Annotated in this window: 18 protein-coding genes and 1 tRNA gene; 15 read left to right on the top strand and 4 right to left on the bottom strand. The window is 35.0% G+C overall.

The features are described from left to right. Window positions 1-3,438, bottom strand: a complete 3,438-nt coding sequence (locus tag ACXAFS_RS00260) for a glycosyltransferase family 117 protein (RefSeq protein WP_475304525.1) — start codon at window positions 3,436-3,438, stop codon at window positions 1-3. Window positions 3,439-3,591: 153 nt separating this feature from the next. Here ACXAFS_RS00260 and ACXAFS_RS00255 point away from each other — a divergent pair. Beyond that, window positions 3,592-3,664 (top strand) — tRNA-Gln (locus ACXAFS_RS00255). A gap of 170 nt (window positions 3,665-3,834) precedes the next feature. Here the strand turns inward: ACXAFS_RS00255 and ACXAFS_RS00250 are convergent. Next, on the bottom strand, window positions 3,835-4,659 hold the full coding sequence (locus ACXAFS_RS00250) for a universal stress protein (protein ID WP_475304524.1): 825 nt from the start codon (window positions 4,657-4,659) through the stop codon (window positions 3,835-3,837). Window positions 4,660-4,813: 154 nt separating this feature from the next. On the opposite strand from ACXAFS_RS00250, the gene rimP reads away from it, so the two are divergent. The 3 genes from rimP (at window position 4,814) to infB (ending at window position 9,276) form a co-directional block, all read left to right on the top strand. Continuing rightward, window positions 4,814-5,278 carry a ribosome assembly cofactor RimP gene (gene rimP / locus ACXAFS_RS00245; RefSeq protein WP_475304523.1) on the top strand — a complete coding sequence of 155 codons (465 nt, stop codon included), beginning with the start codon at window positions 4,814-4,816 and terminating at the stop codon, window positions 5,276-5,278. A gap of 12 nt (window positions 5,279-5,290) precedes the next feature. After that, a complete protein-coding gene (nusA, locus tag ACXAFS_RS00240; RefSeq protein ID WP_076619800.1) occupies window positions 5,291-6,523 on the top strand; it encodes a transcription termination factor NusA in 1,233 nt (410 codons plus the stop codon). Window positions 6,524-6,594: 71 nt separating this feature from the next. Further along, the gene (infB, locus tag ACXAFS_RS00235) at window positions 6,595-9,276 is read left to right on the top strand and encodes a translation initiation factor IF-2 (RefSeq protein WP_475304521.1); all 2,682 of its coding nucleotides are present in this window, start codon (window positions 6,595-6,597) and stop codon (window positions 9,274-9,276) included. Between the two features lie 72 nt (window positions 9,277-9,348). Here infB and ACXAFS_RS00230 read toward each other — a convergent pair whose 3' ends face one another. Then, complete coding sequence (locus ACXAFS_RS00230) at window positions 9,349-9,732, bottom strand: SPOR domain-containing protein (RefSeq protein ID WP_475304520.1); 384 nt, start codon at window positions 9,730-9,732, stop codon at window positions 9,349-9,351. Window positions 9,733-9,942: 210 nt separating this feature from the next. Between ACXAFS_RS00230 and ACXAFS_RS00225 the strand changes: the two genes are divergently transcribed. From ACXAFS_RS00225 to queG, 11 genes are all read left to right on the top strand, one after another. Continuing rightward, window positions 9,943-11,256 carry a c-type cytochrome gene (locus tag ACXAFS_RS00225; protein ID WP_475304518.1) on the top strand — a complete coding sequence of 438 codons (1,314 nt, stop codon included), beginning with the start codon at window positions 9,943-9,945 and terminating at the stop codon, window positions 11,254-11,256. A gap of 27 nt (window positions 11,257-11,283) precedes the next feature. Next, on the top strand, window positions 11,284-14,391 hold the full coding sequence (locus tag ACXAFS_RS00220; protein ID WP_475304517.1) for a TAT-variant-translocated molybdopterin oxidoreductase: 3,108 nt from the start codon (window positions 11,284-11,286) through the stop codon (window positions 14,389-14,391). A 29-nt stretch (window positions 14,392-14,420) separates the two neighbouring features. Continuing rightward, window positions 14,421-16,160, top strand: coding sequence for an NrfD/PsrC family molybdoenzyme membrane anchor subunit (nrfD, locus tag ACXAFS_RS00215; RefSeq protein WP_475304515.1), 1,740 nt, complete (start codon window positions 14,421-14,423; stop codon window positions 16,158-16,160). A gap of 8 nt (window positions 16,161-16,168) precedes the next feature. Next, window positions 16,169-16,708, top strand: coding sequence for a DUF3341 domain-containing protein (locus ACXAFS_RS00210; protein WP_475304514.1), 540 nt, complete (start codon window positions 16,169-16,171; stop codon window positions 16,706-16,708). 1 nt (window position 16,709) lies between these two features. After that, entirely contained in the window at window positions 16,710-17,270 is a 561-nt protein-coding gene (locus ACXAFS_RS00205; RefSeq protein WP_475304512.1) for a c-type cytochrome, read from the top strand. A 22-nt stretch (window positions 17,271-17,292) separates the two neighbouring features. Beyond that, the gene (locus ACXAFS_RS00200) at window positions 17,293-18,666 is read left to right on the top strand and encodes a quinol:cytochrome C oxidoreductase (protein ID WP_475304511.1); all 1,374 of its coding nucleotides are present in this window, start codon (window positions 17,293-17,295) and stop codon (window positions 18,664-18,666) included. 24 nt (window positions 18,667-18,690) lie between these two features. Beyond that, complete coding sequence (locus ACXAFS_RS00195; protein WP_475304510.1) at window positions 18,691-19,755, top strand: cytochrome c oxidase subunit II; 1,065 nt, start codon at window positions 18,691-18,693, stop codon at window positions 19,753-19,755. Window positions 19,756-19,780: 25 nt separating this feature from the next. Further along, a complete protein-coding gene (locus ACXAFS_RS00190; RefSeq protein WP_475304508.1) occupies window positions 19,781-21,577 on the top strand; it encodes a cytochrome c oxidase subunit I in 1,797 nt (598 codons plus the stop codon). A gap of 90 nt (window positions 21,578-21,667) precedes the next feature. Then, entirely contained in the window at window positions 21,668-22,690 is a 1,023-nt protein-coding gene (gene ruvB / locus ACXAFS_RS00185; protein ID WP_475304507.1) for a Holliday junction branch migration DNA helicase RuvB, read from the top strand. Between the two features lie 3 nt (window positions 22,691-22,693). Further along, window positions 22,694-24,028, top strand: a complete 1,335-nt coding sequence (locus ACXAFS_RS00180; RefSeq protein WP_475304506.1) for a cytochrome P450 — start codon at window positions 22,694-22,696, stop codon at window positions 24,026-24,028. Continuing rightward, window positions 24,028-24,948, top strand: a complete 921-nt coding sequence (queG, locus tag ACXAFS_RS00175; RefSeq protein WP_475304504.1) for a tRNA epoxyqueuosine(34) reductase QueG — start codon at window positions 24,028-24,030, stop codon at window positions 24,946-24,948. Before ACXAFS_RS00180 ends, queG begins: the two co-directional genes overlap by 1 nt. On the opposite strand, the gene ACXAFS_RS00170 is transcribed toward queG, so the two are convergent. Continuing rightward, a complete protein-coding gene (locus ACXAFS_RS00170; RefSeq protein WP_475304503.1) occupies window positions 24,932-25,978 on the bottom strand; it encodes a LacI family DNA-binding transcriptional regulator in 1,047 nt (348 codons plus the stop codon). The two genes, queG and ACXAFS_RS00170, sit on opposite strands and share 17 nt — an antisense overlap. Window positions 25,979-26,042: the final 64 nt, after the last annotated feature.

The following is a 26,042-nucleotide window of genomic DNA, read 5'->3' as shown; positions in this document are numbered from 1 at the left end:
TTATTCTTCAGGAACAATTGAGTCTTTAATAGTGTCGTTTAAAATTGTATTAACATCCAGATCATCTAATGGTACTTCTTCCTCTTCATCAGAATCCATAAGTTTAAGTAAGCTCAAATAACTATTAAACTTTTTGGTTTCTTCTAGAGCAAACTCCTTGTCATTGTATATAACCAGTAGGTCTACTAAAGCTCTATAACGTTGTATATCTAGGTAGATATCATCAATTAGTCTTATTTGGTCATACTCGTCCAAGCCACCGTAATACACAAGATTTTCTTGATAGACTTTAGCTACATCTTTATATAATGCTCTCCCTTTTTCGGTATTACCAACTTCATAATAAGCACTTATGTAAGGTTCCAGAAGTGAGTGATAACCAAATTTATCTACTGGCATTTTCTCCATGGCTATATCTGCAATTTCTTCGGCTTCTTTTAATTTATCTTCATTAATAAGCGCTTCTATTAGTCGTGCAAGGTTGCCTCTATATGTAATACCATTTCTTCTTGTTTCAATATCATGGTAGATATCTTCACCGCTTCCGCCCCAATTCCATTCTTTTACCATGTTGTACATAAGGTCTGGATCAACGCGACCCATATCATATGGGTTGGCTCTATCTACAGGAGTTTTTATAGGTACCAGTTTATAGCACATACCATCTAGTTGCAGATAGTCTTTTAACCAAACATAGTCATCAGCTCCAAATGCACCACCAGTAAAATATATTGGACGTTCCCAATTGTTATTGGCAATAATGTCTAGCATTAACAGCCTGTTTTTGTAGATGTAACTTCCTTCGATTTCAGCATATAAGTTATCCTCAATTTTATCAGCATCTTTAGCACTCACAATACCATTTTTAAGCACTTGATCCTTGTTAACAGGAATACTTATGTGTCTAGTAGGAAAATAATTTGTGTTTTGAATATGCTTTGGGTATTGTCTAGGATCTTCGCCTTGTGCTTTAGCCACATAACCAAACTTGGTCTTAGGATCATCATTAGATATAAAATCCATAAAATCACTTATTGGTAGTGTGTCATTAGTAATCTCTCTCCTAATAATAACATCTCTTGTACTACCTCTATATTGGTTGTGTGTTAATTGTGAAGGAATGGGTTCGCTATCATACGCCTTTCGTTTCATTTGGTCAATGTACCAATCTGTTTGAAATAAACTAGTATTGACCACACGAACATCTGTTCTTACACCTTCAATTTCTTGTAGATACCAAAGTGGGAAAGAATCATTGTCACCTATGGTAAATAGAATTGCATTTGGTGCACAAGATTCTAAATACTTTCTAGCCATTGCGTTAGCTGTATATTTTCCTGAGCGGTCATGATCATCCCAATTATTAGCAGCTAAAACACCAGGAACAATAATTAAGCAAACCAAAGTTACAGCAGGTGCTAATAGTTTTGTTTTTACACTTGACTTTAAAAGATCATAAATAGCATAAACTCCAAATCCAATCCAAATTGCAAAAACATAGAAAGAACCAACAACAGAATAATCACGTTCACGAGGCTCAAAAGGTCTAATATTTGTGTAGAACTGTATAGCTAAACCAGTCATTAAAAAGAAAACCAACAAGATCCAAAAGCGTTTTGCATCAGAATACATTAAAAAGAAAAATCCGATTAAACCTAAAAGCAGTGGTAAAAAATAATAGGTATTTCTGGCTTTGTTTTCTAAAACTTCTGTTGGTAAATTATCTTGAGACACGCCTAAATGTAACTCATCAATGAATTTAATACCAGAAATCCAATTGCCATTAAAGTCATCATACTTACCTTGAATGTCATTTTGTCTTCCTGTAAAATTCCACATAAAATAGCGCCAATACATGTAGCCAAACTGATATTGAAACATGTAAGTAAGATTATCACCAAATGAAGGTTTTTCAACCACAAGATATTGTTGACCGTAACGTCTTAAAAACTTGTCGTAGTCTTCGTAATCAACCTCACCTTTTCTGATACGCATTCTAAAGTCATTAACAACCTGGTCAAAACGACGTTTTTCTTGCAATGCGTATGAACTTGCTTGTTCCGAAGCGATTTGGTCTGCTTCAGCTTCACTCAGGCCTTGTCGCATAGCATCATTCATAAACACACTATACGCTTCGTCAAAAGCATTTTTTTGAAGGTTTGGATTTACCTTAAAGTCAATAAAACCAGTAAACATCATGTAGTTATCGGCATGTTCGCTACTCCACATTCTTGGTAAGATTGAAGCATGCTCATGATTGTAGTTTTGTTTTGTGTCTTCCCAATCGTTTATAATTACATATTCGCCTGTTTTATCATCACGTTCGTAATTCTTTTTATCATCTACAAAAGGCTCATCTTTATCGGCACCAGAATAAATTTCTGTAAACTGCGGTCCGTAAAATAAATGTGTTTCTGGGTATTGCTCTAAGTTGTAGTAGGCTAATAATTCTCTGGCATCAGAAGGATCATTTTCGTTAATAATAACATTGGCATTAGCGCGTATTGGTAGCATCATCCATGATGAAAACCCAATAAAAATGAACATTAAGCACAGTACTAGCGTGTTAACATGAATCATGCCTTTTTTGCGAGTGTAATTCAATCCAAAATAGAATAGGGCAATAACCAATAAGCCTGTGATTATAGTACCTGAATTAAAAGGTAGTCCCATTGAGTTTACAAAAAACACTTCGAGATAACCGAAAAGTTTTAAAGTTGAAGGCAATAATAATTTGAAAATAAACAATAGTATAGCCGCAGAAACAATGTTGGCAATTATAAAGTTTTTAACTGTGATGGTTTTATAATTCTTAAAGTAGTAAATAAGACCAATAGCAGGAATCGTTAGTAATCCCATAAAGTGAACACCAAACGACAACCCAATTACAAATGCAATAAGAATTAACCAACGGTTACCTCTCGGCTTGTGCATGTCTTGTTCCCAACGCAACGCTAAATAGAACATTATAGACATAATTAAAGTTGCCATAGCATAAACCTCAGTTTCAACAGCGTTGAACCAAAATGAATCAGTAAAGGTAAATGCTAAACTTCCTACAAAAGCACTTCCTAGAATAGCCATAGCTTTTCCTTGGCTAGAGTCTTTATTATATTTTACGAGTTTAACTAATAATAGACTGATTGTCCAGAACATAAACAAAATTGTAAATGCACTTGATACAGCACTCATCAAATTCATAATCATACCAATTTGAGAAGGCTCTAGCGCAAAAATGGAAAAAAATGCACCCATCATCTGAAATAGTGGTGCTCCTGGAGGATGTCCAACCTGTAGTTTAGAAGATGTTAAGATGTATTCACCTGCATCCCAAAAACTTACTGTTGGTTCTACAGTTAAAGCATAGACTGTGCAAGAGATTGCAAATACTAGCCATGCTAATATATTATTCCATTTTTTAAAGTTGAATTCTGTCATTGAAAACCTTGGTTAATGATGCTGGCGAATTTACTAATTATTATAGTAATGCCTACATTTTTAAGTTAACGTTAAGTAATTTCAATTATTTTTTTACTTTTTTTTTGCCTAAGACAACTTTTGTATTAAATTTGCACCCTCAATTTAAGAGATTGGCCTATGGTGTAACTGGCAACACGTCTGGTTTTGGTCCAGAAGAGTCTAGGTTCGAGCCCTAGTAGGCCAACAGAAAAGAGTCCTAATTATAATAAGTAGTTGGGACTTTTGCTTTTAATACAAAAACTAAAAGGGTGAGAAGCCTGTGCCGAGCGCAGTCGAGGTAAGCCCTAGTAGGCCAACAAAAAATCCTAATCATTTCGATTAGGATTTTTTTATTTTCAGAATATTTATTCCCAATTATATCTTAAAGGTAATCACAGGTCGCTTAGCATGATTAACTAAATCTTCACTTATACTGCTATTGAAAAAGTGCGCTATACCTTGTCTTCCGTGCGTACTTATGCCTATGAGATCAGCATCAATTTCTTGAGAAAAATTTAAAATACCTTCTTCTACACTAGTATCGTTGTGTACATTAATAGTGTAATTTTCAAAACTTTGGCCAGAAATAAAATCATTAATTCGAGTTCTGGACTCGTACGTTGTTATAAAATTATTAGCTGTATTTACCAAAAGCAGATGAATTTTAGCGTCGAACAACTCAGCAAACTTTACGGCTTGTTTGTAGGTTTCTCTATTGTCGTTCTTAAAATCAGATGCAAAAACAAAATTCTTAATATTAAAACTCTGATGTTTATTTTTAATAACTAAAACAGGAACATCGGAAGAGCGTACCACTTTCTCAGCATTAGAGCCAATAAACATTTCTTTCAGACCAGATGCACCATGAGAACCCATAACAATCAAATCAATATCAAAATCCTTGCAAGCGTCCTTTATTTCGTTAAATGTAATGTCGGCTTTAACAGTTTCGTGTACTGTAATACCTTCTAAAAAATCACTATCCAAAAGGTCTTCAAACTTTTTGTGAGCTAGTCGCATAAAAAACAACGTTTCAGGAATATCACTTTTTACAGCACCTGGATCTATATGTTGCATTGGGATTTCCATCATGTGCAATAAATAAATATCTGCATTATGCTCTTTAGCTAACATTGCAGCTACTTCCAAAGCATTTGTTGCTTGCTCCGAAAAATCTGTAGGGACTAGAATTCTGTTCATTATATTGAGTGATTATTATTAGTCTTATAAATCTACGAAAATAAATCCACTTTATTTGGCTTTGAAAAATTGATATAAATATTGTATATTTGCACCATTGTTTACGGAAAGAAAACGAGAGAGGACGAAAAGTCCTCTCTTTTTATATCAAGAGATGTTTAAGGATACAGTAAAAGATTTGTTAGATCAGGCGTTGGATCAGCGTAAGGATTTGTTTCTTATAGATTTTGAAATTTTGTCTGACAATACCATTAGAGTTGTGATAGATGGTGATAAAGGGGTGTTGGTTGAAGACTGTATCTATATCAGTAGAGCTATAGAACATAACCTTGATAGAGAAGAACAGGATTTTTCATTAGAAGTAACATCATGTGGTGCAACATCACCTTTGCAGCTACCAAGACAATACAACAAGCATATTGGTAGAAATTTAGAAGTTAAAACCTTTGAAGGCGATAAAGTAGAAGGGCAGCTGGCAGATGTTAATGAGGAAGATATTACGTTAAAGTGGAAAACAAGAGAGCCAAAGCCAGTAGGTAAGGGCAAGGTAACAGTAACAAAAGAAGTTAATATTGCTTTTGAAAACATTAAAGAAGCAAAAGTTAAAATAAAATTTTAATTCAATTCAATTATGGAAAATGTAGCGTTAATAGAGTCATTTTCAGAATTTAAGGACGACAAGTTAATTGATAGAGTGACGCTGATGGCGATTCTAGAAGATGTGTTACGTAATGCTTTAAAAAAGAAGTACGGAGACGACGATAACTTTGATATTATTATAAATCCAGATAAAGGTGATTTAGAAATTTGGAGAAACCGTATCGTTGTTGCAGATGGTGAAGTAGAGGATCCAAATCAAGAAATTGCATTATCAGAAGCTCAGAAAATAGAGCCGGATTTTGAAGTTGGAGAGGACGTTGCAGAAGAAGTAAAATTGGTTGATTTAGGAAGACGTTCAATTTTAGCATTAAGACAAAATCTTATTTCTAAAATTCATGAGCACGATAATACTAACATCTATAAGCAATTTAAAGAGTTAGAAGGCGAAATTTATACTGCTGAAGTACATCACATTCGTCACAGAGCAATAATTTTGTTAGATGATGATGGTAATGAAATCATTTTGCCAAAAGACAGACAAATACCTTCAGATTTCTTCAGAAAAGGAGAAAACGTAAGAGGAATAATTGAAAGTGTTGAATTGAAAGGAAGCAAGCCAGCAATCATAATGTCTAGAACATCACCTTTGTTCTTAGAAAAGTTGTTTGAGCAAGAAATCCCAGAAGTATTCGACGGTTTAATTACAGTTAAAAAAGTAGTTCGTATTCCTGGTGAAAAAGCTAAAGTAGCTGTAGATTCTTATGATGATAGAATTGATCCTGTTGGAGCGTGTGTGGGTATGAAAGGGTCTCGTATTCACGGTATTGTACGTGAGTTAGGGAACGAGAATATCGATGTTATTAATTACACAAACAATATCCAGCTTTTTGTAACCAGAGCATTAAGTCCAGCAAGAGTAACATCTTTAAAGTTAGATGAAGAAAATATGCGAGCTGAGGTGTTATTAAAACCAGAGGAAGTATCAAAAGCAATTGGTAGAGGTGGACACAACATTCGTTTAGCTGGCCAATTAACAGGTTACGAGATAGACGTATTTAGAGAAGGTGCAGAAGAAGATGTAGAGTTAAAAGAATTCTCAGATGAAATCGATGGATGGATTATTGATGAATTCAGTAAGGCTGGTTTAGATACAGCAAAAAGCATTCTGGAGCAAGACGTTGACGATTTAGTAAAACGTACTGATTTAGAAGAAGAAACAATATTAGAAGTTATTAGAATTCTTAAGGAAGAATTTGAAGACTAATAGCAGTTTAACTTTAAAAACAATAGAAGTTAGATTGATATAAAACAGATTTAAGTATATTACAGCAATTTATGGCTCAAATTAGAATTAATAAAGTATTAAGAGAACTAAATATCTCATTAGATCGAGCGGTAGACTTTTTGGAGTCTAAAGGCATCGAAATTGAGAAAAGTCCTAATACAAAAATTTCGCAAGAGGTTTACGACACGTTGTCTGATGAATTCCAAACAGATGCATCTAAACGTGAAAAAGCTCAAGAAGTAAGTGAAGCAAAACTCAAGGAGAAAGAGAAGCTTCGTGAGCAGCGCGAACGCGAAATTGAAGAAAAAGAAAAACAAGAAGCCGTTAAAGAAACTGTAGTTAAAGCTAAAGCTGAGCTTAGTGGGCCAAAGCAGATTGGTAAAATCGATTTAGATAAGAAACCAAAAGCTCAAGAAGAGAAAAAAGAAGAGCCTAAGAAAGAAGAGCCAGTAAAGGTTGAAAAACCAAAGGTAGAAGTAGAAAAACCTAAAAAGGAAGAACCTAAAAAAGAAGAGCCAAAAAAGGTTGAGCCAAAAGTTGAGAAAAAGGAAGAAACTACAGAGCCTAAAACTGATGAAAAGTTAAAAACCCAATATCAAAAATTATCTGGTCCAACTACGACTGGTAAAAAAATAGATCTTTCTCAATTCAACAAACCAAAAAAGAAGAAAGAAGAAAAGAAAACTGAATCTTCTAATGATGGTAATAAGCGTAAAAGACGTAGAATTAGCAAAGGCGGAAACGATGGTGGTGGAAGACCAAATTTTGATAACAGAAGAGGTGGCAAAGGAAGAGGTTCTAGACCAAAAGTAGTTAAGGAAGAGCCTAGCGAAGAAGAAGTACAAAAGCAAGTTAGAGAAACTCTTGAAAAACTTCAAGGAAAGTCTAGTAAAGGTAGAGGAGCTAAAAATCGTCGTGAGAAAAGAGATCGACATAGAGAGCAATCTGAAAAAGAACTTCAGGCTGAAGCAGCAGAAAGTAAAATACTTAAGGTTACTGAGTTTGTAACCGTAAGTGAAGTTGCTACAATGATGGATGTTGGAGTAACTCAGGTTATTTCTGCATGTATGTCTTTAGGTATGATGGTGACTATGAACCAGCGTTTAGATGCTGAAACTCTATCTATAGTTGCTGAAGAGTTTGGTTACGAAGTTGAGTTTGTAACAGCAGACATTGAAGAGTCTATTGAGACTGTAGAAGATGATCCAAAAGATTTAAAGCCGCGTGCACCAATCGTAACGGTTATGGGTCACGTAGATCATGGTAAGACATCATTGTTAGATTATATTCGTGAAGAAAACGTAATTGCAGGTGAGTCAGGTGGAATTACACAGCATATTGGTGCTTATGGTGTACAACTAGATAGTGGTCAGAAAATAGCGTTTTTAGATACACCAGGTCACGAGGCCTTTACGGCAATGCGTGCTCGTGGTGCTCAGGTTACAGATATCGCTATTATCGTGGTAGCTGCTGATGATGCTATAATGCCGCAGACAAAAGAGGCTATTTCACATGCTCAGGCAGCTGGAGTACCAATTGTATTTGCGATTAACAAAATAGATAAGCCAGATGCCAATCCAGATAAAGTAAAAGAAGGATTAGCCAATATGAATTTATTGGTAGAAGATTGGGGAGGAAAAATTCAATCTCACGATATCTCTGCTAAGTTCGGTACAGGTGTAAAAGAACTTTTAGAAAAAGTACTTCTTGAAGCTGAATTATTAGAATTAAAAGCCAATCCTAATAAACCAGCAAACGGAACTGTAGTTGAAGCTTACTTAGATAAAGGTAGAGGTTATGTGTCTACAATATTAGTACAAGCAGGTACTTTAAAAGTAGGTGATTATGTATTAGCTGGGAAGAACAGTGGTAAGGTTAAAGCTATGCACGATGAGCGTGGTAATGATATCGAAGCTGCTGGTCCATCAACTCCAGTATCTATTCTTGGTTTAGATGGTGCACCTCAAGCAGGTGATAAATTTAATGTGTTTGAAGATGAGCGTGAAGCTAAACAAATTGCTGCTAAACGTACACAATTACAACGCGAACAATCTGTAAGAACGCAACGTCATATCACATTAGATGAAATCGGAAGACGTATTGCGCTTGGTGATTTCCAAGAGTTAAATATTATTCTCAAAGGTGATGTGGATGGTTCTGTTGAAGCATTAACAGATTCTTTCCAGAAATTATCAACTGAAGAAATTCAAGTTAATATTATCCATAAAGGTGTGGGTGCAATCACAGAAAGTGACGTATTACTGGCATCTGCTTCAGACGCGATTATCGTTGGATTCAATGTGCGTCCTGTAGGTAATGCAAGAATGATTGCAGATAAGGAAGAGATTGATATCAGAACATATTCTATTATTTATGATGCTATCAATGACCTTAAGGATGCAATGGAAGGTATGTTGTCACCAGAACTTAAAGAAGAAGTTACTGGTACAGCAGAAATAAGAGAAACTTTCAAGATTTCTAAGATTGGTACTATTGCTGGTTGTATGGTTACTAACGGTAAAATTTATAGAAATTCTGGCATTAGACTTATTAGAGATGGTGTTGTGGTTTATACAGGTGAATTAGCATCTTTAAAAAGATTCAAAGACGATGTTAAAGAAGTCTCTAAAGGCTATGATTGCGGTATGCAAATTAAGGGATACAACGACATCAACGAAGGTGATATCTTAGAAGCATTCCAAGAAGTAGAAGTAAAAAAGAAATTAAAATAGTTTCTAAAATATATTTAAATAAAAAAGCGACTTAATTAAGTCGCTTTTTTTTATACTTTCTTTTGGTTCTGTCTATTTTTTATCCGACTTAGGTTGAAAAATAATAGCGTTCATGTATTTCTTTTTAATCTTTGCTAATGCTCTATCTGCCTCAAGTCTCGTAGCAAAATTACCAACCCAAACCTTGTAATTTGGTGTATTCCAAACAATCTCAACAGGCCATTCTCCATAAGCATTCAAAAAATTAGATTTTTCACGATCTGCCTTGTCAGGATCTATACTCTGATATACTTGTATTCTATAAACCTTAGAGGTCTTAATATCTTTTTTATACTCTAGGAGTTTATCAATATCACTGTCTTGCTCTACATTAACCTCGCCTTGCTGTGCATTTAAGGTTAATGACAGTAATAATGTTAAAATTGCAGTGCTTGTATATTTTATTTTTTTGCTCATAATTAATGGTTTAAATGCAAAGTTATACTATTCAACGATATAGCCATAAAAATGTTATTTAGAATGTATATAAATTAGTTATTAACACTTCTCTAAGATTTCTAAAATCGACTTTATATCTTACTTTTGCCAGAGTTTCAGAAACATGACTTTTGTCATATTTAACTGAAAAAATCGTACCAAAGTTTAGAAGATAATTCAACTAACAATATGAAACAGGTGATTTACCGTAATTTAACCTCTAAGATACTTAGCCTCGGTTTTATTTTATTACTTACGTTTTCAACTTCACTGACTGCTCAAGAGGGCGACCCAGCAAACGGAAAATCTTTATTTAATGCAAATTGTGCTGCTTGTCACAAATTAGACAAGCCAATGACTGGTCCTGCGCTTCGTAATGTTGAGGCAAGATTAGCTGAAGAAGAAGGTTTAGATAGAGAATGGCTTAATGCTTGGATTCGTAACAGTTCTGCATTAATCAAGTCTGGTGATACGTATGCAAATAAAGTGTATGCAGAGTGGAATAATGTAGCTATGACGGCTTTTCCTCAATTAAGTGATCAAGATATTTCAGATATTTTAGCATATACAGCTGTTGATCCTTGTGAGTTAAATCCTCAATCATCACCAGATTGTCCTGGGTATGTTGCTCCTCCAACAGAAGAAGGTGGATCTGGTTCAGGTGGTATATCAAACAATCTTATTCTAGGGGCTTTAGCAGTATTATTTGCATTATTGGCTATGGCTCTAATTTTAGTAAAACGTACTTTAAATCGTTTTGCTGAAGCTAAAGGAATTGAAATCCCTATAGAAGATCAAAGAAAGCCTTTATGGAAAGCCTTTATTGAAAACCAGTTCTTGGTGTTAGTGACGGCTATTTTCTTCTTACTGGCAAGTGGTTATTTTGTGTATGGATATTTTATGCAGGTTGGTATAGATCAAGGTTATGAGCCAGTACAGCCAATTCATTATTCGCATAGAATACATGCTGGTGATAATGGTATAGATTGTAAATACTGTCACTCTTCAGCTAGAGTGAGTAAACATTCAGGTATACCTTCATTAAACATTTGTATGAACTGCCATAAGTCAATTGCGGAAGTAGCTCCTGCAACATTAGCAGAAGGGCAAGAATATGGAGTAGATTACAATGCTGAGATTCAAAAATTATATGATGCTGTTGGTTGGGATGGTACTGGTTATACTGGTGAATCTAAGCCTGTAAAGTGGATTCGTATACATAACTTACCAGATTTTGCATATTTCAATCACTCACAGCACGTTTCTGTAGCTGGAGTAGAGTGTCAGACTTGTCATGGTCCGGTAGAAGAAATGGAGATAATGTACCAACATGCACCATTAACAATGGGTTGGTGTATTAATTGTCATAGAGAGACAAATGTAAAAGTTAAAGACAACGGATACTATACTAAAATTCATGAAGAATTATCGAAAAAGTATGGTGTTGATCAGTTAACTGCGGCACAAATGGGTGGATTAGAATGTGGTAAGTGCCATTATTAATTTTAATAAGAAGTAATTCAGAATTATATGTCATCAAACAAGAAATACTGGAAAAGTGTTGAAGAGCTAAACGAAAACAGCTCTATTGTTGAGACGCTACAACAAAATGAATTTGTAGAAGAAATTCCAACAGATGAGTTTTTAGGTGATAAAGAAGCTTTAGAGTCTTCTTCAACATCGCGTCGTGATTTCTTAAAGTATGTTGGGTTCAGTACAGCTGCAGCTTCACTAGCAGCATGTGAAGGGCCTGTAATTAAATCTATTCCTTATGTAGTACAACCAACGGAAATTATTCCTGGTGTTGCTAACTACTACGCAACAACGATAGCAGATGGATTTGATTTTACAAGTGTTTTAGTAAAAACAAGAGAAGGCCGACCAATTAAGATTGAAAATAACACGGATGCTGCAACAAATGGAATGGCTAATGCCAGAGTGCATGCGTCAGTTTTAGGGTTGTATGACAATCTAAGAGTTAAGTCTCCAATGAAAGGTGATGCTAAGATTTCTTGGGACACCTTCATGTCTGAAACGACTTCAAAATTAAATGGATTAGGTGACGATAAGCAAATTATATTCTTAACGTCTACAATGCCGAGTCCATCGACTAAGAAACTAGTTTCTGAATTTGCTGAAAAGTATGGTAATGTTAAGCATGTAGTATATGATGCTGTCTCAGAATCAGCAACGCTAGATGCATACCAAGCAAAATATGGTAAAAGAGGAATGGCTAATTACGATTTCTCTAAAGCAAAAACTATAGTTTCTGTTGGTGCTGATTTTATTGGTGACTGGCAAGGTGGTGGTTTTGAGTCTGGCTATGCTAAGAAGCGTATTCCAGATCACGGAAAAATGTCAAGACACATACAGTTTGAGTCTAATATGACACTTTCTGGAGCTAATGCAGATAAACGTGTGCCTTTAACGCCAAGTCAACAAAAATTGGCTTTAGCTAAACTATATAGCTTAGTTGTTGGTGGCGCTGTGTCAGTAGATCTGCCTGAAAATATAGCTAAAGCAGTTCAGTCTGCAGCAAATGAAATTTCAAAAGCAGGAAGTAACGCGGTTGTTGTTACAGGTATTCAAGATGTAAATGCACAAACTGTTGCATTAGAAATCAATGAGTACTTAAACAGTAAAGCGTTTGATCCTAAAACAACAATAAATACAAGACAAGGAAGTGATAAGGCGGTAATGCAATTGGTGGCAGATATGAAAGCTGGTAATGTTGGTGCTGTTATAATGAATGGTGTTAACCCAATGTATACACTTCCTAATGCAGTTGAGTTTGCTAAAGGTTTAGAAAAAACAGAGTTGTCTATTGCATTTTCGATGAAGCAAGATGAGACAGCTTCTAATTGTGATTACATAGCAGCTTTACCTCATAACCTGGAGTCTTGGGGTGATTTCGAATTGAAGTCTGGTCATTATTCAATGATGCAGCCTACAATTCGTCCTTTATTTGATACAAAACAATTTCAAGAAGTGCTTTTAGCATGGAATGGTAATAGCTCATCATATAGAGATTACTTAAAATCAGTTTGGACTACTGATATATTAAATGGAGCTTCGTTTAATAAAGCTGTTCAAGATGGGTTCTTTGTATCAACGTCTTCAGCTACTGAAGCTGATGTTGTAGCATCAACTGAAGATACTGCAGAAGCAACTGAAACACCTAGCGGTAATGCTGCAAGAGCATTGGCACGTTCTGCTAAATCTGGTGGTATGGAGTTAACGCTCTATACAAAAACGGGAATGGGAGATGGTCAGCAGGCTAACAACCCATGGTTACAAGAGTTTCCAGATCCAATTTCTAGAACCACTTGGGATAACTACTTAACGGTTTCTAGAGCTGATGCAGAGCAACTTGGTTTAGTAAACGAAAATGTTGCTAATGGTGGTTTAAATGGTAGCTATGCAAAGGTTACTGTTAACGGAGTAACCATTGAAAATGTGCCAGTGTTAATTCAACCTGGTCAAGCTAAAGGTTCTGCTGGATTAGCATTTGGATATGGTAGAACGTCTTCAGCACTTAAAGAAGAAATGAAGACTGGTGTAAATGCGTATCCTTTATATCAAAACTTTAATACTGTACAAGAGGTAACGGTTGAGAAATCATCTGGTATGCACGAGTTTGCATGTGTACAGTTGCACAATACATTGATGGGTCGTGGAGACATCATCAAGGAAACATCATTAGAGATTTTCAACACTAAAGATAAGCACTACTGGAATGCAGTTCCTGAAGTGTCTTTAAACCATGTTGAAACTCCAGTAACGTCTCCAGATGTAGACTTATGGGATGAGTTCGATCGTTCTGTAGGTCATCATTTTAATTTATCAATAGACTTAAATGCTTGTACAGGTTGTGGTGCATGTGTTATTGCATGTCATGCAGAAAATAACGTACCAGTAGTTGGTAAGTCTGAAATGAGACGTAGTAGAGATATGCACTGGTTGCGTATTGATAGATATTATTCTTCTCAAGATACTTTTGAAGGTGATAACGATAAAAAAGACAATATTTCTGGTTTAGGTAGTTCATTAAGTGAATTTGGTGAAATGGAGAGTCCAGCGGATAATCCACAGGTAGCATTCCAGCCAGTGATGTGTCAGCATTGTAATCATGCTCCTTGTGAAACAGTTTGTCCTGTTGCAGCAACAGCTCACGGTCGCCAAGGTCAAAACCATATGGCTTATAACCGTTGTGTAGGTACTAGGTACTGTGCAAACAACTGTCCTTACAAAGTACGTCGTTTCAACTGGTTCTTATACAACCAAAATGATGAGTTTGATTACTACATGAATGATGACTTAGGTCGTATGGTATTAAACCCAGACGTTACTGTTCGTTCTCGTGGTGTTATGGAAAAATGTTCTATGTGTATCCAAAAGACACAAAAAACTATTCTTGATGCTAAGAGAGAAGGTCGTCCTGTTAAAGATGGAGAATTTCAAACGGCTTGTTCTGCAGCTTGTGGTAATGGTGCAATGGTATTTGGTGATGTTAATGACAAAGAGAGCAAGATTGCTGAACTAAGAGAAGATAATAGAGCGTACCACTTGTTAGAGCACGTAGGTGTTAAGCCAAATGTGGTTTATCAGACAAAAGTACGTAACACAACAGAAGCATAAATTTAAATTAAAGAATCAATTATATAATTATGGCGTCTCATTACGAAGCACCTATTAGAAGACCTTTAGTTACCGGCGAAAAATCGTATCACGATGTTACAGTAGATGTAGCAAGACCGGTTGAAGGCAAAGCAAACAAAGCTTGGTGGATTGTTTTCGGCATTTCTTTGGTTGCATTCCTTTGGGGAATAGGTTGTATTATTTATACCGTAGCAACTGGTATTGGAGTTTGGGGTCTTAACAAGACTGTAAACTGGGCTTGGGATATTACTAACTTTGTTTGGTGGGTAGGTATTGGTCACGCAGGAACACTTATTTCTGCAGTACTTTTATTATTCCGTCAAAAATGGAGAATGGCAATTAACCGTTCTGCAGAAGCGATGACAATTTTCTCGGTTGTTCAAGCAGGTTTATTCCCAATTATTCACATGGGTCGTCCATGGTTAGCTTATTGGGTATTGCCTATACCTAATCAATTCGGTTCTTTATGGGTAAACTTTAACTCTCCATTACTTTGGGACGTATTTGCAATTTCTACATATTTATCTGTATCACTAGTCTTCTGGTGGACAGGTTTATTACCAGATTTTGCAATGTTAAGAGATAGAGCAGTAAGACCTTTCCAAAAGAAAATATATTCTTTAATAAGTTTCGGTTGGTCAGGTAGAGCAAAAGATTGGCAACGTTTTGAAGAAGTCTCTTTGGTACTTGCAGGTTTAGCAACACCACTTGTACTTTCTGTACATACTATTGTATCGTTTGACTTCGCAACCTCTGTTATACCTGGTTGGCATACAACGATTTTTCCACCTTACTTCGTTGCAGGTGCGATTTTCTCAGGATTTGCGATGGTAAACACGCTTCTTATTATTATGAGAAAAGTGTGTAATCTTGAAGACTATATTACGGTACAGCACATCGAGTTAATGAACATTGTCATTATGATTACAGGTTCTATTGTTGGTGTGGCCTATATTACAGAGTTATTCATAGCGTGGTACTCTGGTGTAGAGTACGAGCAATATGCGTTCTTAAACAGAGCAACTGGTCCTTACTGGTGGGCTTATTGGGCTATGATGACGTGTAACGTTTTCTCTCCACAATTTATGTGGTTTAAGAGACTAAGAACAAGTATTATGTTCTCATTCTTTATCTCTATTGTAGTAAACATTGGTATGTGGTTTGAGCGTTTTGTAATTATTGTAACATCATTACATAGAGACTACTTACCATCATCTTGGACAATGTTCTCTCCAACATTTGTTGATATAGGAATCTTTATCGGAACAATTGGTTTCTTCTTTGTGTTATTCTTACTGTACTCGCGTACTTTCCCAGTGATTGCACAGGCAGAGGTAAAGACGATTTTAAAATCTTCAGGTGAGCGTTATAAGAATATTAGAGAGAGAGGTGATAGTTTAGTTGGTACTGGTGCTGATGCCAGAACATCTAAGCCAGTTGAATTTGTAGCTCCATCTTCAAAAGAAACTGCACCAGTAGCTGATAATTCAGAAAAGGTAAACAACCTTCTTGGAACAATTGGTTCTTTTGACGCTGTAACACAAACAGCTGACGATCTTAAGAAGATTAGTGGTGTTGGTCCTAAAATGGAAGAGGTACTTAACAGTATTGGTATCTACACCTTCTTACAAGTAAGTAAGATGACAAAAACAGAATACGACTTGTTAGATTCAATCACAGGTTCTTTCCCTGGAAGAGCAGAGCGTGATGATTGGGCAGGACAAGCGAAAAATTTATTAAATAACTAATATAGTATATGGAAGCTTCAAAAGTAATTCATGCTATTTATACAGATGATGATGTATTAATGTCTGCCGTAAAAAAGGTAAAGGCTCAAAAACATCATATCGAAGAAATATATACACCTTTTCCTGTTCACGGACTAGATAAGGCAATGGGCTTGGCACCAACACGTATTGCAATAACTGCATTTTTATATGGTTGTGTTGGTTTAACAGTGGCTGTTTTAATGATGAATTTTATAATGATTAAAGACTGGCCACAAGACATTGGTGGTAAGCCAAGTTTTAGTTATTTAGAAAATATGCCAGCATTTGTACCGATTATGTTTGAGTTAACGGTATTTTTTGCAGCACACCTTATGGTTATTACGTTCTATTTAAGAAGTAGAATGTGGCCATTTAAAAAAGCTGAAAATCCAGATCCTAGAACAACAGACGATCATTTCTTAATGGAAATTGCTGTTCATAATAACGAAGGCGAATTAACTTCATTATTACAAGAAACGGGAGCTGTTGAAATTAATATTGTAGATAAAGACGAAGATGCACATTAATATGAAGACATCATTGAAATATATCGTAGTACTAGTTGTATTGGTAGGATTTGTGTCTTGCCAAAAGAATTCTAGACCAAACTATCAATACATGCCTAACATGTACGAATCTGTTGGGTACGAAGCATACCAAGAATCTGATGCTTTCGCAAATGGAGTAGAAGCGCAGTTACCAGCGGAAGGAACAATTCCAAGAGGTGATTTTATGCCATACGAAATTGATAATACTAATGAAGGATATGATTTAGCAAAAGCTAATTTAAAAAGTCCCTTAGATTCAACCCAAGTGGATTATGATAAAGGAAAAGTGCTTTATGATGTTTATTGTGGAATTTGCCACGGTACAAAGGGTAACGGTAAAGGTAAGTTAGTTGAACGTGAAAAGATTCTAGGTGTTCCAAGTTATGACGATGCTGGTAGAGCTATTACCACAGGAAGTATTTACCATGTCATTTATTATGGTAAAAACACAATGGGTTCTTACGCTAACCAACTTAACGAAAATGAGCGTTGGCAAGTAGTTGCTTATGTTGAAAAGCTTAAAGCAGATTTAGAAAAATAAGATTTAGATAAAGATTATATAAATGGAATATAAAATTTCAAATCGATTAAGAATGGGTGCTTTCATTATGATGGTACTTGGTTTGATAGGAGTTGCTTATGGCTTCATGGACGCACATCATGTCACTGAAGACAATATTTCAGAGATTTTAGCAGAGGAGCACCATGGACACGGTGATGCTCATGCAACTGAATCTCATGGAAGCGAGCATGCAGATTCTGGACATGGAGAGGTTGCAGCTCATGCTGAGGAGCATCATGGAGATGAAGCTCATGGTGGATTAACACTTCATGAAGAGCATGCACTACATCAAATTCACAACAGACCTTATGCAGCACTTTATGTAGGAGCATTCTTTTTCTTTATGATTGCTTTAGGTGTGCTTGCCTTTTATGCCATCCAATATGCTGCACAAGCAGGATGGTCTCCGGTTTTATTTAGAGTTATGGAAGGTATTACTTCTTATGTTTTACCTGGTGGCTTAATTGTGTTAGCTATTGCCTTTGCTGCAGATAGTCATTTATTTGTTTGGTTAAAAGAAGGAGTTACAGAAGTAGGTCATGAAAACTATGATAAATTAGTAGCAGGTAAATCTGGTTGGTTAAATAAAACAGGTTTCTTTATCAGAGGTCTTATTTTCTTAGGAGGTTGGTCTCTTTACAGATATTTTTCTAGAAAATTCTCTATTGCTCAAGACAGTGCCGATGATAACAGAAATTTTAAAAAGAATTTCAGAATTTCAGCAGCTTTCTTAGTATTCTATATCTATACAGAGTCTATGATGGCTTGGGATTGGGTAATGAGTGTAGATCCTCACTGGTTTAGTACTTTATTTGGATGGTATGTTTTTGCTAGTATGTTTGTAAGTGGTATTACTGTTATAGCAATGATAACTATCTACTTAAAATCTAAAGGATTATTAGAATTTGTAAATGATAGTCATATACATGATTTGGCTAAATTTATGTTTGGTATCAGTATTTTCTGGACCTATTTATGGTTCTCTCAGTTTATGCTAATTTGGTATTCAAATATTCCAGAAGAGGTAACCTATTTCGTAACAAGAATCGAACATTACAAACTACCATTCTTCGGAATGTTAGCTATGAACTTCATTTTCCCATTACTATTGTTAATGAACAGTGATTATAAGCGTATTAATTGGTTTGTAATTATGACAGGTATTGTAATTTTATGCGGACACTATTTAGATGTTTTCAACTGGATTATGCCTGCAACAGTAGTAGATAGATGGTTTATTGGTATGCCAGAAATCGGTGCTATCTTATTATTCGGTGGATTATTCTTATTTATTGTATTTACAGCTTTAGGTAAGGCTCCATTGTTAGCTAAAGGAAACCCATTTATGAAGGAAAGTGAACATTTCCATTATTAATATTAAAAAAGAACAGAAATAATAATGACTGGTTTATTAACGATAATAGTTGTACTCTTTGTAGCTGTTGCCATATGGCAATTGATAAAGATTTTTGACTTAGCTCAAGTAGGCGCAAGCAATACTCAGATTGCTGATGATAAAGACAATAAATTGAATGGTTATTTAATGATGGGCTTTTTAGCTTTCATATATATCATTACAATACTTTGTTTTTGGTATTTAGGTGACTTACCATTGATGTCTAACTCAGCTTCAGAACATGGTCCAGGTATAGATAGTCTTATGGCCATATCTATGGTGGTTATCTTTATTGTACAAACCGTAACACAATTCTTATTACATTATTTTGCTTTTAAATATAAAGGTGAAAAAGGAAGAAAAGCATTGTTTTATGCTGATAACAATACGCTAGAAGCTATATGGACTGGTATTCCTGTAATAGTTTTAGCAGGATTAATTATTTATGGATTATTCACATGGAATGATATCATGAATGTTGACGATCAAGAAGATCCTTTAGTTGTTGAACTTTATGCGCAACAATTCAACTGGAAAGCAAGATATGGAGGTGAGGATAACGTACTAGGAAAAGCAAATGTTAGGTTGATTGACTTAGATAAAGCTAACATATTGGGTGTTGATGAAGATGATCCAAACGCTCAGGACGATATCATTGTAACAGAATTACATTTACCGGTAAACAGACCGGTTTTATTTAAAATGCGTTCTCAAGACGTATTGCACTCGGCTTACATGCCTCACTTTAGAGCCCAAATGAACTGCGTACCAGGTATGGTAACCCAATTTGGTTTCACTCCAACGGTTACAACAGCAGATATGCGTGAAACAGAGGATATGAAAGATAAGGTTCTTAATATTAATAAAATAAGAACCGAAAAAAGTAAGGAGTTAACTGCAAATGGTGAAGAAGCTTTAGATCCATATGAATTTGATTACCTTTTAATTTGTAATAAAATATGTGGTAAGTCTCACTACAACATGCAGATGAAGATAGTAGTAGAAACAGAGGAAGAGTATAATGCTTGGATGGCTGAGCAGACCACTTTTGCAAAATCATTGAATTAAAAAAATTAGAAAAAGAGAATAGATTATGTCAGCTACAGTAGATACACACAATCACGACGATCACGACGTACATCATCATAAAGAAACTTTCGTGACTAAATATATTTTTAGTCAGGATCACAAAATGATTGCTAAGCAGTATTTAATTACTGGAGTAATTGTTATGGGTATCATAGGTATTTTAATGTCTTTAATGATACGTATGCAAATTGCTTGGCCAGAACAGCCTAATGCAGTTTTCGAAGCTTTACTTGGTAAGTGGGCTCCAGAAGGTGTTATGGATGCAGATATCTATTTAGCCTTAGTAACTATACACGGAACTTTAATGGTATTCTTTGTATTAACAGCTGGTTTAAGTGGTACATTTAGTAACCTCTTAATCCCACTACAGATTGGAGCAAGAGATATGGCCTCAGGTTTCCTTAACATGGTGTCTTATTGGTTATTCTTTGTGTCATGCGTTATCATGATTTTATCTTTCTTTGTTGAGATGGGACCTGCAGCGGCTGGTTGGACAATATATCCACCATTAAGTGCATTGCCTATGGCGCAACCAGGTTCTGGAACAGGTATGACAATGTGGTTAGTATCAATGGCTATATTTATTGCCTCGTCTTTATTAGGATCATTAAATTACATTGTAACTGTACTTAACCTTAGAACAAAAGGTATGTCAATGACAAGAATGCCATTAACAATTTGGGCATTTTTCATTACAGCTGTCATTGGTGTAATTTCATTCCCAGTATTATTATCTGCAGCATTACTTTTAATCATGGATAGAAGTTTTGGTACTTCATTCTTCTTATCAGATATATTCATCCAAGGAGAAGTATTACATTACCAAGGTGGTTCTCCGGTACTTTACGAACATTTATTTTGGTTCTTAGGACATCCAGAAGTATATATTGTATTACTTCCTGCTTTAGGTATTACCTCAGAAATTATTGCAACAAATTCTAGAAAGCCAATCTTCGGATATAGAGCAATGATTTTATCAATCCTAGCAATTGCATTCTTATCAACGATAGTTTGGGGTCACCATATGTTCGTTTCTGGTATGAATCCTTTCTTAGGTTCTGTATTTACATTTACAACATTATTAATTGCTATACCTTCTGCGGTAAAAGCATTTAACTACATTACAACCTTGTGGAAAGGTAACCTCCAAATGAATCCAGCAATGCTGTTTTCTATTGGATTAGTGTCTACATTTATTACTGGTGGTTTAACAGGTATTATTTTAGGTGATAGTGCACTAGATATCAATGTACATGATACATATTTCGTAGTAGCTCACTTCCACTTAGTAATGGGTATTTCTGCACTGTATGGTGTATTTGCTGGTGTTTATCACTGGTTCCCTAAAATGTTTGGTCGTATGATGAATAAGAATCTTGGTTATATCCACTTCTGGATTACTGCGATTTGCGCGTACGGTGTATTCTTCCCAATGCACTTTATTGGAATGGCAGGTTTACCAAGACGTTACTACACAAACTCCAACTTCCCATTGTTTGATGATACGGCAGATACACAAGTAGTAATTACTGTTTTTGCTTTAATTGCAGGTGTTGCCCAAATAGTATTCTTATATAATTTTATAAGCAGTATTTTCTATGGTAAAAAAGCAGAGCAAAACCCATGGAGATCAACAACATTAGAATGGACAACTCCTGTAGAACATATGCACGGTAACTGGCCAGGTGAAATTCCTCATGTACACCGTTGGCCTTACGATTATAGTAAGCCAGGGCATGATGAAGACTTTGTGCCACAAACAGTACCAATGAAAGAAGGTGAAGAAGAATTACATCACTAAATTTTCTATAAAATGAGAATTTCATAAATGAGATATATAATATCAAAGCCTTTCTAAATCAGAAAGGCTTTTTCTTTATATTTGTTTTGTATGAATGAAAACTTAAATCCATCTAACGATAATTATAGTCCAGAAGAACTTGACTTAGAAAAAAAGTTAAGACCCTTAACTTTTAATGACTTTACAGGACAAGATCAGGTATTAGAGAATTTATTGATTTTTGTTCAGGCTGCTAATCTAAGAGGAGAAGCACTAGATCATACACTTTTTCATGGTCCTCCAGGATTAGGAAAAACAACGTTGGCACACATACTAGCAAATGAACTAGATGTAAATATAAAAGTGACTTCAGGTCCTGTTTTAGATAAGCCAGGTGACCTCGCAGGACTACTTACAAACTTAGAAGAAAGAGATGTCTTATTTATTGATGAAATACATCGCTTAAGTCCAATTGTAGAAGAGTATTTATACTCAGCAATGGAAGATTATAAAATAGACATCATGATTGAATCTGGACCAAATGCAAGGACAGTTCAGATTAATTTAAACCCATTCACTTTAGTAGGTGCCACAACACGCTCAGGACTATTAACAGCACCTATGAGGGCGCGTTTTGGTATAAGTAGTCGTTTGCAGTATTACAAAACAGATTTACTAACTACAATTGTACAACGTAGTTCTTCGATATTAAATGTGCCTATTTCTATGGAAGCAGCAATAGAAATAGCAGGTCGTAGTCGTGGTACTCCGCGTATTGCCAACGCCTTATTGAGGCGTGTTAGAGACTTTGCACAAATAAAAGGTAATGGCAAAATAGATATAGAGATTGCTAAGTTTGCACTAGAAGCCTTAAATGTCGATGCTCACGGTTTGGATGAAATGGATAATAAAATCCTTACAACAATAATCGATAAGTTTAAAGGTGGACCTGTTGGAATAACAACCTTAGCTACAGCTGTAAGTGAAAGTGCTGAAACCATAGAAGAAGTCTATGAACCTTTTTTAATTCAGCAAGGCTTTATAATGCGTACACCTCGTGGAAGAGAAGTTACAGAGCAAGCTTATAAACATTTAGGTAAGATTAAAGGGCCAATTCAAGGAGGTTTATTTTGATATATGCAAAATAAAAAAGATATACCCAACGTGCCTTTGTCTGAGTTTTTAAGACATACACTCAATATTTTAAAAAACCCACTGCCTTTTCATCATAAAAAATTTTCTGAAAAAGGAAACACGTTTAGTCTTACAATTGGGTTGAATAAAAAAATTTACTTTTCGCGCGATGCTGCATTTGCTGAATACGTGCTTCAAAAAAATCAAAGGAATTATACAAAAAGTAAAATTCAAATAGAAGACCTTTCAAAATATGTTGGCAAAGGCTTGTTAACGTCCGAAGGTGAGTATTGGCGCAAACAGCGAAAGCTAATTCAACCTGCATTTCATAAAAAGCAACTTAATCTGTTACTGGATAATATATACGATATTATAAAAACTGAATATCAAAAAGTTCAGCCAAATAAAAAAGTAGACATTTTCCCAATCTTAAATGATTTAGCATTTCAAACTGTTGTAAAATCATTGTTTAGTAGTGCCGTAAATCAAAAAGATATACATAGACTACAATTTATTACGGAGGCCACGCAAAAAATGCTTGTTAAGGAGTTAAGACAACCGTATTTAGCTTGGTGGTTTTCAGCGAGCGGAATTTTAAAAAAGAATTTAGATCTCACCAAAGAAGCAAGGCAAATTTTAAAACGTATTGTTAACGAACGAAGAAATTCAGGTTTGAAACAAAACGATTTATTAGACATGCTACTCGACGCCAAATATGAAGATGGTTCTCCGATGAGTGAAGAACAATTAATTGATGAAATATTAATATTATTTGTTGCTGGGCACGAAACTACATCAAATGCATTAACATTTACATTTCAATTATTGGCGCAAAATCCTAAATGGCAAGATAAAATTGTTGAAGAGATTTCAAATATCAAAAAAGAAACTGAAGATATAATGGCTTTAGTAACTTCCGCAAAAGTGTGTCAGCAAGTTGTTGAAGAATCTATGCGATTATATCCGCCAGCTTACTTTATAGATCGTGTTAATATATCAGACGATACTTTTGGTGGTATGGAATTTAAATCTGGTTCAAATTTGTTATTTTCTATTTTCGAGATTCATCGTCATCCACAATTATGGGAACAGTCAGAAACATTTATGCCAGAGCGTTTTTCAGAAGGTGGACGAAAGTATTCCTCGCAATACTTTCCATTTGGTGCAGGTCCAAGAAAATGCATTGGTAATAATTTTGCTATGTTTGAAATGATAATAGCAGTAAGTCAATTGGTTTCAAAATATAAAATTACACCAGAGTTTGAATCCATAGAAATAACACCTCTTATTACCTTAAAACCTAAGAATGCATATTTAAGATTTGAACCACGATCTTAATGAAAAACAGCTCTAAATACACACAACTTATCAAAGCAGAAGCTAAGCGGCTTGGTTTTTTATCGTGTGGTATAAGCAAAGCTGAGTTTTTAGAAGAGGAAGCGCCAAGGTTAGAATCTTGGTTAAATAAAAATATGCATGGCGAAATGCGTTATATGGAAAACCATTTCGATAAACGCTTAGATCCGACACTACTTGTAGAAGGATCAAAAAGTGTGGTGTCTTTGTTATTTAATTATTACCCAAGCCAAGAGCAAACAGCTAATAGCTATAAGCTATCAAAATATGCTTATGGTACAGATTATCATTTTGTAATAAAGGATAAACTCAAAATGTTGTTGGCTTTTATTCAAGAAGAAATAGGTGAAGTTTATGGGCGAGCATTTGTGGATTCTGCACCAGTTTTAGATAAAGCTTGGGCGGCGAAATCTGGTTTAGGATGGATAGGAAAACATTCTAATCTATTAACTCAAAAAGTAGGCTCTTACTATTTTATTGCTGAGCTCATAATAGACTTAGAATTAGATTATGATACACCAGTTACTGATCATTGTGGTACATGTACTGCTTGTATAGATGCTTGCCCTACAGAAGCAATTACAGAACCCTATGTTGTAGATGGAAGTAAATGTATCTCTTATTTTACAATAGAATTAAAAGATAATTTACCCTCAGATATGAAAGGCAAGTTTGATGATTGGATGTTTGGTTGCGATGTATGCCAAGATGTTTGCCCATGGAATCGATTTAGTAAACCTCATAGCGAGCCTTTATTTAATCCGCATCCAGAACTATTGTCTATGACAAAAAAAGATTGGGAAGAGATTACAGAAGATACCTTTAAAAAAGTGTTTAAAAAATCAGCTGTAAAACGAACTAAATATTCTGGTCTTAAAAGGAATATTAATTTCCTACAATAATAGATTTAGTAGAAGATTCTCTTACTACAAGTTCGGTTGGTAACTCTACAGTTTTAAAAGTAATAGGTTCTTTCTTTTTACGTTGTTTTATTTCTTTGTATAGTAATTTAAAAGAGGTTTTGCCCATGTCGTATCCAGGTTGATCAATAGTGCTTAATGTTGGTGAAATTACAGAAGACATAAACCAATTACTAAATCCAACTACAGCAATATCATCTGGCACTTTAATACCTTGCTTATTAAATTCTGTAAGTGCACCTATTGCAACTAAATCTGTATTAATAAAAATACCATCTACATCGTTATGATCTTTCAATAATTTTCTTGCACTTTCTTTTCCTTCATCAAAACTTTTATCACTACAGTTGCATATATAAACTAATGATGGGTCATATGGCCTGTTGTGATCAGTCAATGCTTGTTTATAGCCCAGAAATCTATCAATTGAATTTTGAGGTAGCAACGGACCTCTAAAATGTGCTATTTTCTTACAACCGATATCAATAAGGTGTTTTGTTGCAGTGTATGCAGCTTTACGGTCATCTATAATTACCTTCGAACATTTTACAACCTTTGCTATTTTATCAAATAGCACTAATGGAGTATCTGCCTCAATAATTTCATTTAAATGATTAAAATTTACTGTGCCATTTGCTAATGACATTAAAATACCATCTACACGTTTGCTTAGTAAAAGATCAATTTGCTTTTTTTCTAACTCAAAAGATTCATTTGATTGTAGAATGATAACTAAATATCCCTTTTTCTCGGCCTGCGCAATTATTCCCTTAATTACGTTGGAAAAAAAGTGATGCACAACTTCAGGAATAATAATACCAATAGTTTTAGATTCACTGGTTCTTAAGTTTACTGCAAAGGCATTAGGCTTATAATTTAAAGTTGCTGCAGTTTCTTTAACCAAGCGCTTGGTTTTTTTACTTACATCTGGATAATCCTTTAATGCTTTAGATACTGTCGTAATAGAAATGTCTAATATTTCAGCTATTTCTTTCAGTGTTACTGGTTTCATATAACAATAGTAATTATTTATAATAGTCCTATGAGCAAATATATAAATCGAAAACGTTTTCGTA

This window comes from Winogradskyella sp. ABM4_392, from assembly GCF_056160445.1.
This window is presented reverse-complemented; position numbering and strand designations above follow the sequence as displayed.